This window comes from Acidovorax sp. BLS4 (assembly GCF_032929295.1).
Taxonomy (GTDB): domain Bacteria; phylum Pseudomonadota; class Gammaproteobacteria; order Burkholderiales; family Burkholderiaceae_C; genus Paracidovorax.
Genome location: NZ_CP136797.1, coordinates 5,184,596 through 5,195,635, shown reverse-complemented (window position 1 = coordinate 5,195,635; position 11,040 = coordinate 5,184,596). Strand labels below are relative to the sequence as shown.

The window sequence follows — 11,040 nt, the reverse complement described above, 5'->3', positions numbered from 1 at the left end:
GGGCACGCCTGCAGGCAACCCGCCCGGCACTGCGCAGTGAACGCCCCCCAACCCATGACCACCGCTTCTCCCCACGATCCGGAGCCCCCGCTTCCGCCCGACACCGCCCTGACACAGGCGTCCGATCCCGCGTCCGCCGCGGCCCTGCAGCGCCGCGTCGAGTGCGCACCGGAATGGTTCTGTGCCTTCCTGGCGGGCAGCAACCGGGAGAAGAACCGCTTCCTCAAGGAACTGGCCACCATGAAGGGGTCGGTGACGTGGCTGGTCCAGCAGCGCCGCCAGGGGCTGTGGACGGCCGAGGAGCGCGACCGGCTGCGCAGCGTGATGCGCTCGGCCTCGTCGGTCAGCCCCTACCTGCTGGTGTGGGTGGTGCCCGGCTCCATGCTCATCCTGCCGTTCATGGCCTGGTTCATCGACTGGCGCCGCCGCGGGCGCGAGGTGGCGAAGGACCCCGCCTGAGCGTCATCCCGGCCTGGCATGGCGGGGCCCCGAGCCTGAACGCACGGGCCCACCGCCGGGCCTGATCAGCCGAAGCGCCCGGCCGCGAACGCCACCACCACGCCGGTGCCCACGAGCCCGGCCTGCCAGCGCAGCGCCACCGTCCACGACGGCACGTGGCGCTCCACCCGCCAGTACAGCAGGCGCCCCGCGGCCAGCGACAGGCCGAACGCGGTGGCCATGCCCAGCAGGTTCATCGCGGCGGAGTCCGGCCAGGCCTGCTGGAACACGGCATTCACCAGCAGGCACACGGGAAAGTGCACGAGGAACACCGAATACGACATGCGCCCCAGCCGCTCCAGGGGATGGGGCACGGCACTGGGTGCCCCGGCAGGCCAGCGCGCCGACAGCCAGGGCTGCCCCCAGCGCAGCCACAGCACCAGCACCAGCGCGGCCACCCAGGCCACCGCGATGCGTTCGCGGAACTCCACCGCCAACGCCACCACCCCCAGCGCGGCGATGGCCAGCAGCCCCGCCCGCGCACGGGGCGCGCGCACGGTCCAGCACGCGAGCATGCCCAGGCCATACGAGCCGAAGAAATAGCAGGCCCACATGTCCAGGCCCGGCTCGCGGTTGAGCCACAGCAGGGACAGCGCCGTGCCGGCCAGCACCAGCGCCTTGCCCAGGCGCTCCGCCTGGGGCCGGCTCACGCCCGGCCAGCGGCGCACGGCCGAGAACAGCAGCGCCGCCAGCGCGAAGAGCTGGAAGTCGATGCCCACGTACCAGACCCCGGCGGACAGCGCCTCCTCGCCCACGATGTCCTGGATCATCAGCGCGTTCGCCACCAGCTGGGTGGGGCTGGGCTCGCCCGGCACCGAGGGGTGGTCCAGGAAGGGCCGCACCGCGGCGGAGGCCAGCACCGCCAGCACCAGGGCCACGGCGTAGGGCACGGCCAGCCGCACGAACCGCCGTCCGATCTGCTCGGAGGCGCTGTCGAAGCGCGCCGCGCCGGTGGGCGCCAGGCTGGCCGCGGCCAGGTAGCCGCCGAGGACCAGAAACACCTGCACGGCCATCCGCCCATGCTGGGACAGCCACGCCATCACCTGCGGCATCAGCGGCAGGGCCACATCGGACATGGGGCCGTAGAAAACGAGGTGGTGCGCGACGATGGTCGCGCAGGCCAGGCCCTTGACCGTGTCGATCAGGGAACTGCGGGAGGCGGAGGACATGCGGAAACCGGCGAGGGACGAACCATGGAACGGGCCGCGCGGCAAAGTGCCCGCGGGCCCGCAAAAAAGCGCTCCCGGCACTGCCATGCGGCAGCGCCGGGAGCGCGGGGGTCGAAAAGTATAGCGTCCCGGGCCGGGGCAGCCGGCCCGGCGGCGCGGCTCAGAGGACGGCCAGGCGGCCCCGCGCGGCCTGGTACTCGCGGCGCAGGCGGGCCACGAGGTCGGCCGCGCCGGTCACCTCGGTGATCGCGCCGATGCCCTGGCCGCAGCCCCAGATGTCCTTCCAGGCCTTCTTAGCGTCGCCGCCAAAATTCATCTTGCTTGGGTCGGACTCGGGCAGGTGGTCGGGGTCGAGCCCGGCCGCGCGCACCGAGGGCGCCAGGTAGTTGCCGTGCACGCCCGTGAACAGGTTGCTGTAGACGATGTCGTCGGAGTTGCCGTCCACGATGGCCTGCTTGTAGGCCTCCTGCGCCCGCGCTTCGTGCGTGGCGATGAAGGCCGAGCCGATGTAGGCGAAGTCGGCCCCCATGGCCTGCGCGGCCAGCACGGCGCCGCCCGAGGCGATCGCGCCGGACAGCGCCACGGGGCCGTCGAACCACTGGCGGATCTCCTGGATCAGCGCGAAGGGGCTCTTGACCCCCGCATGCCCGCCCGCGCCCGCGGCCACGGCGATGAGGCCGTCGGCGCCCTTCTCGATCGCCTTGTGCGCGAACTTGTTGTTGATGATGTCGTGCAGCACGATGCCGCCCCAGCCGTGCACGGCCTGGTTCACGTCCTCGCGCGCCCCCAGGCTGGTGATGACGATCGGCACCTTGTACTTGGCGCAGACCTGCATGTCGTGCTCCAGGCGGTCGTTGCTCTTGTGCACGATCTGGTTGATGGCGAACGGGGCCGACGGCCGGTCGGGGTGCGCCTTGTCATGCGCCGCCAGCGCCTCGGTGATCTCGGCCAGCCAGTCGTCCAGCTGCTCGGCCGGGCGGGCGTTGAGCGCGGGCATCGAGCCCACGATGCCCGCCTTGCACTGCGCGATCACCAGCTGGGGGTTGCTGATGATGAACAGCGGCGAACCGATGACGGGCAGCGAGAGTTTCTGAAGCGCCGGTGGCAACTGGGACATGGACGGTCTCCGGGGTTGGTATTAATGACGAAAAACGGCCCCAGCGCATATTGCTCCAGGGCATTCAGCTATCGATTCAATAGCAATCAAGGCAGCCAAAGCAGTGTCAGAACGCCTCGGGCGCCAGCGCGGTCACGCTGTCGGCACCTTCCACGATGGCATCGCGCAGGCCGCCGGCCTTGACCAGGATGTGGTCCGCGTAGAACTGCGCGGTGGCGATCTTGGCGCGCAGGAAGGCTTCGTCCTGTCCCTCCGGCAACAGCCGCTGCGCGGCCAGCAGCGCGCGGCCCATCTGCCAGCCCGCCACCAGGTTGCCGGCCAGCATCAGGTAAGGCACGCTGCCCGCATAGGCGGCGTTGGGCTGGGCCTTGGCGCTGGCGGCGATGAAATCCACCACCTCCAGGAACGCCGCGCGGGCCTGGGACAGGCGCCGGGCCACGGCGCGGGCAGCGGGCGTGCCGCTGGCGTGGAGCTCGCCCTCGGTCGCCGCGATCTGCGCGGCGATCGCCTTGGCCGTCTGGCCGCCGTCGCGCGCCGTCTTGCGGCCCACGAGGTCGTTCGCCTGGATGGCGGTGGTGCCTTCGTAGATGGTGAGGATCTTCGCGTCGCGGTAGTGCTGCGCGGCGCCGGTCTCCTCGATGAAGCCCATGCCGCCATGCACCTGCACGCCCAGGCTGGTGACCTCCAGGCTCATCTCGGTGCTGTAGCCCTTGACCAGCGGCACCATGAATTCGTAGAACGCCGTGTTCTGCCGGCGCGTCTCGGCATCGGGGTGGTGGTGCGAGGCGTCGTAGGCGGCCGCGGCCACGGTGGCCATGGCGCGGCAGCCTTCGGTGTAGGCGCGCATGGTCATGAGCATGCGGCGCACGTCGGGGTGGTGGATGATGGTGGCGCTGGCCTTCACGCTGCCGTCCACGGGCCGGCTCTGCACGCGGTCCTTCGCGTAGCCCACGGCCTGCTGGTAGGCGCGCTCGGCCACCGCGATGCCCTGCACGCCCACGGCGTAGCGCGCCGCGTTCATCATGATGAACATGTATTCGAGGCCGCGGTTTTCCTCGCCCACCAGGTAGCCCACGGCGCCGCCGTGGTCGCCGAACTGCAGCACCGCGGTGGGCGATGCCTTGATGCCCAGCTTGTGCTCGATGGAAACGCAGTGCGCATCGTTGCGCTTGCCCAGGCTGCCATCGGCGTTGACCAGGAACTTGGGCACCACGAACAGGCTGATGCCCTTCACGCCCTCGGGCGCGCCCTGCACGCGCGCCAGCACGAGGTGCACGATGTTGGCGGCCATGTCGTGCTCGCCGTAGGTGATGAAGATCTTGGTGCCGAACACCTGGTAGGTGCCGTCGCCCTGCGGCTCGGCGCGCGTGCGCACCAGCGCCAGGTCCGAGCCGGCCTGTGGCTCGGTGAGGTTCATCGTGCCGGTCCACTCGCCGGTCACCAGCTTTTCGAGGTAGGTGGCCTTGAGGTCATCGCTGCCGGCCGTGAGCAGTGCCTCGATGGCGCCGTCGGTCAGCAGCGGGCACAGCGCGAAGCTCAGGTTGGCGCTGTTGCACATCTCGATGCAGGCCGCGCCGATGGTCTTGGGCAGGCCCTGGCCGCCGAAGTCGGCCGGGTGCTGCAGGCCCTGCCAGCCGCCCTCGGCGTACTGGCGAAAGGCCTCCTTGAACCCCGGCGTGGTCGTGACCACGCCGTCCTTCCAGGACGACGGGTTGCGGTCCCCCACCCCATTCAGTGGCGCCACCACGCCCTCGTTGAAGCGGGCGCATTCCTGCAGCACCGCCTGGGCGGTGTCGAGGCCGGCGTCCTCGAAACCGGGCAGCCGGGCCACTTGCTCGATGTTCGCCAGGTGCTCGATCGCGAACAGCATGTCCTTGACGGGGGCGGTATAACTCATGGAAGAAGTCTCCGGGGGCGAAAAATGTCGGAAAAAAAGGCATCGCAAGCGATGCCTTCCGGGGAACGGGGCCGCGCGATCAGAGCGCCTTGACCAGTTCCGGCACGGCCGTGAACAGGTCGGCCTCCAGGCCGTAGTCGGCCACGCTGAAGATCGGCGCCTCCGGGTCGCGGACCCCGCCAGCCGCGAGCACCGCAGGTTGCCCCGGAGCGAAGCGCAGGGGACACGGACAGTAGGGTCGCCTTTTCTTTGCTTACTTTCTTTTGGCGAAGCAAAAGAAAGTGAGTGCGCCGCCGGGCGCAACTCCCGGCCCCGAAACGTAACTTATCAGCAATCAACCAAAAATTAGCACCTACCCCATCGGTCAGCCCAACCAAAGTCAAAGTTAACCAAAAATCACGCCATGACCCAAACCCAATCCACCTGCCCCTACTGCGGCGTAGGCTGCGGCGTGATCATCGAATCCACCGGCCCCCAGATCACCGGCGTGAGAGGCGACCCCACCCACCCCGCCAACTTCGGCCGCCTGTGCACCAAGGGCTCCACCCTTCACCTCACCGCCGCCAGCCCCGTCACCCTCCAGACAAGACTGCTCACCCCCCAGCACCGCCCCCAGCGCGGCGACAAGCCCCAGCCCATCGCCTGGGAAGCAGCCCTCGACACCGCCGCACAAAAATTCGCCGACACCATCGCCCGGCACGGCCCCGACGCCGTTGGCTTCTACGTCTCCGGCCAGCTCCTCACCGAGGACTACTACGTCTTCAACAAGCTCGCCAAGGGCCTGGTCGGCACCAACAACATCGACACCAACTCGCGCCTGTGCATGAGCAGCGCCGTGGCGGGCTACAAAACCACGCTCGGCGCCGACGCCCCGCCCACCTGCTACGACGACGTGCAGCACGCGCAGTGCCTCTTCATCGTGGGCAGCAACACCGCGTGGGCGCACCCCATCCTGTTTCGCCGCATCGAGGACGCCAAGGCCGCCAACCCGGGCATGAAGATCATCGTGGCCGACCCGCGCCGCACCGAGACCGCCGGGCTGGCCGACCTGTTCCTGCCCATCCAGCCGGGCAGCGACGTCATGCTGTTCCACGGCATGCTGCACCTCATGCTGTGGGAAGGCTGGGTGGACAGCGCCTACATCGCCGCGCACACCACCGGCTTCGACGCGCTCAAGGCCCTGGTGCGCGACTGCACGCCCGCCCGCGTGGCCGAGGTGTGCGGCATCAGCGAGGCGGATCTGGCCACCGCCGCGCGCTGGTTTGCCGGTGTGGGTGCCGGTGCAAGTGCCGGCGCCAGTGCCGCGCGCCAGCCCACGCTCAGCCTTTACTGCCAGGGCCTGAACCAGAGCACCAGCGGCACGGCCAAGAACGCCGCCCTCATCAACCTGCACCTGGCCACGGGACAGATCGGCCGACCGGGCGCGGGGCCGTTCTCGCTCACCGGGCAGCCCAACGCCATGGGCGGGCGCGAGGTGGGGGGACTGGCCAACCTGCTGTCGGCCCACCGCGACCTGGCCAACCCGCAGCACCGTGCCGAAGTGGCCGCGCTGTGGGGCGTGCCCGAGGTGCCGGGCACGCCCGGCAAGACCGCCGTGGAGATGTTCCAGGCCGCGGCCGACGGCGAGATCCGGGCGCTGTGGATCGCCTGCACCAACCCGGCGCAGAGCCTGCCCGACCAGGCCACCGTGCGCCGCGCGCTGGAGCGCGCCGAGTTCGTGGTGGTGCAGGAGGCCTTCGCCACCACCGCCACCGCGCAGTACGCCGACCTGCTGCTGCCCGCCACCACCTGGGGCGAGAAGACCGGCACGGTGACCAACAGCGAGCGCCGCATCTCCCGCGTGCGCCCCGCCGTGCCTGCGCCCGGCGACACGCGCCACGACTGGGCCATCGCCGTGCAGTTCGCCCACCGGCTGGAGGCGCGGCTGCGCCCGGGCCGGCCCACGCTCTTTCCGTACGCCACTGGCGACGGCGAAGCCGAGCGCGGCGCCGAGGCCGTGTGGAACGAGCACCGCGAGAGCACGCGCGGGCGCGACCTGGACATCACCGGCCTGTCGTGGGCGCTGCTCGATGCGCAGGGCCCGCAGCAGTGGCCCTGCCCGGCCGGCTGCGCCGAAAAAACCGATGCCGATGCCGATGCCGATGCCGATGCCGATGCCGATGCCGACCCTTCGGCCCCGCCCCGCCCGCTGGGCAAAGCGCGCCTGTACGAAGACGGCGTGTTCCCCACCGCCGACGGCCGCGCCCGCTTCGCCGCCAACGCCTGGCAGCCGGTGGCCGAGCCGCGCCAGGCGCGCTACCCGTTCAGCCTGACCACCGGCCGCCTGCGCGACCAGTGGCACGGCATGAGCCGCACCGGCACGCTGGGCCGCCTGTTCGGCCACGTGGCCGAGCCCAGCGTGCAGATGCACCCGCAGGACATGGCGCGCCGCCAGCTGGCCGAGGGCGACCTGGTGCACGTCACCAGCGCGCGCGGCGCCATCGTGGTGCCGGTGCAGGGCAGCACCGACGTGGGCCTGTCGCAGGCCTTCATCGCCATGCACTGGGGCAGCGAATACCTGAGCGGGCAGTCGTCCACCGGCACGCCGCTGGCGGGCGTGAACGCGCTCACCACGCCGGCCTTCTGCCCCACCTCCAAGCAGCCCGAACTCAAGCACACCGCCGTCAAGATCCTGAAGGCCGAGCTGCCCTGGCGGCTGCTCGCCATGGCCTGGCTGCCGGCCGACAGCGCCCTGGCCGCGCGCGAGGCGCTGGCCGCGCTGATGCCCGCCCTGCCCTTCGCCAGCTGCGTGCCCTTCAGCAACAACGCGCCCCTGGCCGGCCCGCAGCGCGAACGCCACGGCGTGCTGCTGCGCGCCGCCGGCCACGAGCCCGCGCCCGATGCGCTGATCGAACGCATCGAGGCCCTGCTGGGCCTGGACACTCCCGACACCCTGCGCTACGCCGACCGCCGCCAGGGCCAGCGCCGCGCGCTGCGCCTGGAGCGCCAGGGCGGCGACACCCTGCTGGCCGGCATGCTGCTGGCCGGCGACACCCGGGCGGAGGCCTGGCTCAAGACCCTGCTGCAGGAAGAGCTGCCCGCGCAAGGCTACGGCCGCCTGCTGCTCGTGCCCGGCGGCCAGGCGCCCTCCGGCGCGCAGGCCGTGCAGTCGCGCGGCAAGCCCGTGTGCTCCTGCCTGAACGTGACCGACGCCGCCATCACCGCCCACCTGGCGCAGTGCCACGGCACCGATGCCGACCGGCTCGCGCAGCTGCAGGGCGCGCTGCGCTGCGGCACCCAGTGCGGCTCGTGCGTGCCCGAGCTCAAGCGCATGGTGCGCGCCACGGGGCCGCTGGCCCCGGCCTCCCCGCAGGCCCCCGCCGCAGCCCTCTCCATATAACCAAAAGTTGGCAGAAGTGGGGGAGAATCCGGTCCCCTTCGATCCGCCAGAAAAACCCCACGCCATGGCCATCAGCCACTATCTCAAGGACCTCGGCCGCGGCGCGCGCGGCGCCCGCGCCATCGGCCGCGAGCAGGCCAATGACCTGTTCGGCCAGGTGCTGGACGGCCAGGTCACCGACCTGGAGATCGGCGCCTTCTGCATCGCCATGCGCATCAAGGGCGAGACCGCCGAGGAGATGTGCGGCTTTCTCGACGCCACCCACGCCCGCCTGGCCCGCCTGCCCGCCAGCGACCGGCCCGTGGTCGTGCTGCCCAGCTACAACGGCGCGCGCAAGCTACCCGTGCTCACCCCGCTGCTGGCGCTGCTGCTGGCGCGCGAGGGCCTGCCCGTGCTGCTGCACGGCATGCGCACCGAGGCGCGGCGCATTCTGGCATCGGATGTGCTCGACGCCCTAGGAATATCTGCCCTGAATGCTCCTGAAAAGATAGCAAACGGCACCGTGGCCCACATTCACACCGAAGCCCTGCACCCGGGCCTGGCCCGCCTGCTGGCCGCGCGCGAAGTGGTCGGCCTGCGCAACCCGGGCCACAGCGTGGTCAAGCTGATGAGCCCCTGCGCCGGGCCGTCGCTGGTCGTCACCGCCTACACCCACCCCGAGTACCAGGACATGCTGCACGCCACCTTCGCCACGCTGGGCATGAACGCCCTGCTCTCGCGCGGGTTGGAAGGCGAAGTGGCCGCCGACCCGCGACGAACGCCCCGTTACGACGCCTTCGTCGCCGGCGCGCACCATCTGTGGGAAGAGCAGCAGCCCGGCACGGCCAGCGAGGTGCCCGGCCTGCCCCAGGACATCGACGTGGACACCACCGCCCGCTACACGCGCCAGGTGCTCGACGGCGCGCTGCCGGTGCCCGCGCCGCTGTCCCGTCAGGTGGAACACATCTTGCGTCTGGCCGGGCAAATCCCTTTGGAGACAAACCCATGAATCGCCCATCCCCCCCCGCCTTCGAAGGCGTTCCCCCCGGCCGCTGCACGCTGGTCGGCGCCGGCCCGGGCGATCCGGAACTGCTCACCATCAAGGCCCTCAAGGCCATCCAGGCCGCCACCGTGCTGCTGGTGGACGACCTGGTCAGCGACGAGATCGTGGCCATGGCCCCGCCCGGCGCGCGCATCGTCCATGTGGGCAAGCGCGGCGGCTGCAAGAGCACGCCCCAGGCCTTCATCGAAAAGCTCATGGTCATGGCCGTGAACGAAGGTGAGAACGTCGTGCGCCTGAAGGGCGGCGACCCATTCATCTTCGGGCGCGGCGGCGAAGAGGTCGAGCACCTGCGCGCGGCCGGCATCGACGTGCAGGTGGTCAACGGCATCACCGCGGGCCTGGCCGGCATGACGCTGCTGGGCACGCCCCTCACCCACCGCGAGCACGCGCACGGCGTGGTGTTCGTCACCGGCCACGCCAAGCCCGGCGACGCCGGCACCGACTGGCGCCAGCTGGCCGCCACGGCGCGCGATGCACGCCTCACCCTGGTCATCTACATGGGCGTGAGCAGCGCCGCGCACATCCAGCAGGAGCTGCTCACCGGCCTGCCCGCCAGCACCCCCGTGGTCGTCATCCAGCACGTGAGCCTGCCCCAGCAGCGCCACGCGCTCACCATCCTGGGCGAGCTGCACGCCACCATCGAGCGCGAGCAGCTCGCCAGCCCCTCGGTCATCGTCGTGGGCGACGTGGTGAGCGGCGTGGCGGCAGCCGGCGCCCCTCGCGCGGCGCGCCCCGCCACCACCACTCCCGTCTCGCTGCGCAACGCCGTGGGCGGCTGACACGCCGGCAGCCCCGCGTCCTGCAGGCCAGCGCCGGCCTGCAGCGAACGCTGAACCGAGGACCGCCCGACGCCCTGCGCCGGGCGACGCTAGAGGGCCCCCGAAACCCCGCGGAAAGTGGCCGATGAACCCGCGCGCGCGCTTTCTCTCGGCCCGGTCGCAGGCACTCACCGCGCGGCCGGCCGGAGCCCGAATACCGCGCCATGCTTCAGCAGCTGAAGTGTTCTGAAATTTCACATTCAAGGCCTACAGACCCGTGAAAAACGGGCAGCGCATCGGTACATTGGCTCCCTGGCAGGCACCGCCATCACACGATGCGGCACCGCCAAAAACAATATTCAAAGGGAGAGAACCATGGCGATTACCGTGATCGAAAACGCCGGCTACGGCGTCTACAACCAGACCATCGATGTGACCGCGCAGGTGGCGGACGCGTATGCCAAAGGCACCCGCGTCTTCACCGCCAACAACAACTGGGGCGATCCGGCCCCAGGCGAGCGGAAATACCTCTACATCTTCTGGACCACCAACAGCGTGACGTCGTCCGGTGTGACCGGCGAAAACGACAAGCACGGCATCACCGTCCCCTGAGCACGGCGCTGCGGGCCCCCGGTGCCGGCCCGCCTTCATTTTTTGTATTCCATGCATTCACGGCACTGGCTGCGGGCCCGGTGGGCCATGCCGTGGCTCCATGGTTCAGCGGGATCCGCACGCGAGGGCGCGGCAGGACCCATTTCACCCCACCTTGAACAAGGAGTAATCCATGCCATCCATGTACGTTCAGAACATTTCGATTCCGGTCGCCAACGCCTCGGTGTCCGACGCGGGCGTCGTCACGGCACAGACGACCTACAGCTTCCCGACGAACGTGATTTCGGCCGGAGCCTCCGTTGCCGCCTACACCGCGTCCTTCGGCAACACGGACCACCATCTGCGCACCGTGGGCGCCAGCGTCCAGGTCCAGACCCAGGCCAACTCCCCCACGGTGACGATCACGGGCACCCTGCAGTTGCTGGACAACAGCAACAACAAGCTCAACCCGGCCAGTTGCAGCCTGACCGCCTCGGTGATTGCCTGGGCGCAGTAAATCCACTGATTCACCGACCGGACGGCCCTCCTTTGCTGCGTGAAGGAGGGCCGTTCCCATTGGAGCCTTTTC

9 protein-coding genes and 1 pseudogene are annotated in these 11,040 nt (G+C 70.3%); 6 read left to right on the top strand and 4 right to left on the bottom strand.

The genetic code is table 11. From position 1 onward, the window contains the following. Positions 1–54: 54 nt before the first annotated feature. The gene (locus tag R1Z03_RS23835; protein WP_284431424.1) at positions 55–459 is read left to right on the top strand and encodes a hypothetical protein; all 405 of its coding nucleotides are present in this window, start codon (positions 55–57) and stop codon (positions 457–459) included. A 65-nt stretch (positions 460–524) separates the two neighbouring features. Here the strand turns inward: R1Z03_RS23835 and R1Z03_RS23830 are convergent, their stop codons facing one another. The 4 genes and pseudogenes from R1Z03_RS23830 to R1Z03_RS23815 all read right to left on the bottom strand — a co-directional run. Then, entirely contained in the window at positions 525–1,667 is a 1,143-nt protein-coding gene (locus tag R1Z03_RS23830; RefSeq protein WP_317355925.1) for an acyltransferase, read from the bottom strand. A gap of 160 nt (positions 1,668–1,827) precedes the next feature. Then, a complete protein-coding gene (locus tag R1Z03_RS23825) occupies positions 1,828–2,784 on the bottom strand; it encodes a nitronate monooxygenase family protein (protein ID WP_284399013.1) in 957 nt (318 codons plus the stop codon). 106 nt (positions 2,785–2,890) lie between these two features. After that, positions 2,891–4,681 carry an acyl-CoA dehydrogenase gene (locus tag R1Z03_RS23820; RefSeq protein ID WP_317355924.1) on the bottom strand — a complete coding sequence of 597 codons (1,791 nt, stop codon included), beginning with the start codon at positions 4,679–4,681 and terminating at the stop codon, positions 2,891–2,893. 79 nt (positions 4,682–4,760) lie between these two features. Beyond that, positions 4,761–4,853 (bottom strand): annotated as a pseudogene (locus R1Z03_RS23815) (electron transfer flavoprotein subunit alpha); the annotation flags it as partial. A 231-nt stretch (positions 4,854–5,084) separates the two neighbouring features. Between R1Z03_RS23815 and R1Z03_RS23810 the strand changes: the two are divergent. From R1Z03_RS23810 to R1Z03_RS23790, 5 genes are all read left to right on the top strand, one after another. Then, a complete protein-coding gene (locus R1Z03_RS23810) occupies positions 5,085–8,060 on the top strand; it encodes a molybdopterin-dependent oxidoreductase (protein ID WP_317355923.1) in 2,976 nt (991 codons plus the stop codon). Positions 8,061–8,124: 64 nt separating this feature from the next. Beyond that, entirely contained in the window at positions 8,125–9,048 is a 924-nt protein-coding gene (ybiB, locus tag R1Z03_RS23805) for a DNA-binding protein YbiB (protein ID WP_317355922.1), read from the top strand. Then, complete coding sequence (gene cobA / locus R1Z03_RS23800; RefSeq protein ID WP_317355921.1) at positions 9,045–9,881, top strand: uroporphyrinogen-III C-methyltransferase; 837 nt, start codon at positions 9,045–9,047, stop codon at positions 9,879–9,881. The genes ybiB and cobA overlap by 4 nt, the downstream gene beginning before the upstream one ends. 354 nt (positions 9,882–10,235) lie before the next feature. Beyond that, on the top strand, positions 10,236–10,472 hold the full coding sequence (locus tag R1Z03_RS23795; RefSeq protein WP_272551932.1) for a hypothetical protein: 237 nt from the start codon (positions 10,236–10,238) through the stop codon (positions 10,470–10,472). 172 nt (positions 10,473–10,644) lie between these two features. Further along, positions 10,645–10,968 (top strand): hypothetical protein, encoded by a 324-nt coding sequence (locus R1Z03_RS23790; protein WP_284431546.1) that lies wholly within the window; start codon positions 10,645–10,647, stop codon positions 10,966–10,968. Positions 10,969–11,040: the final 72 nt, after the last annotated feature.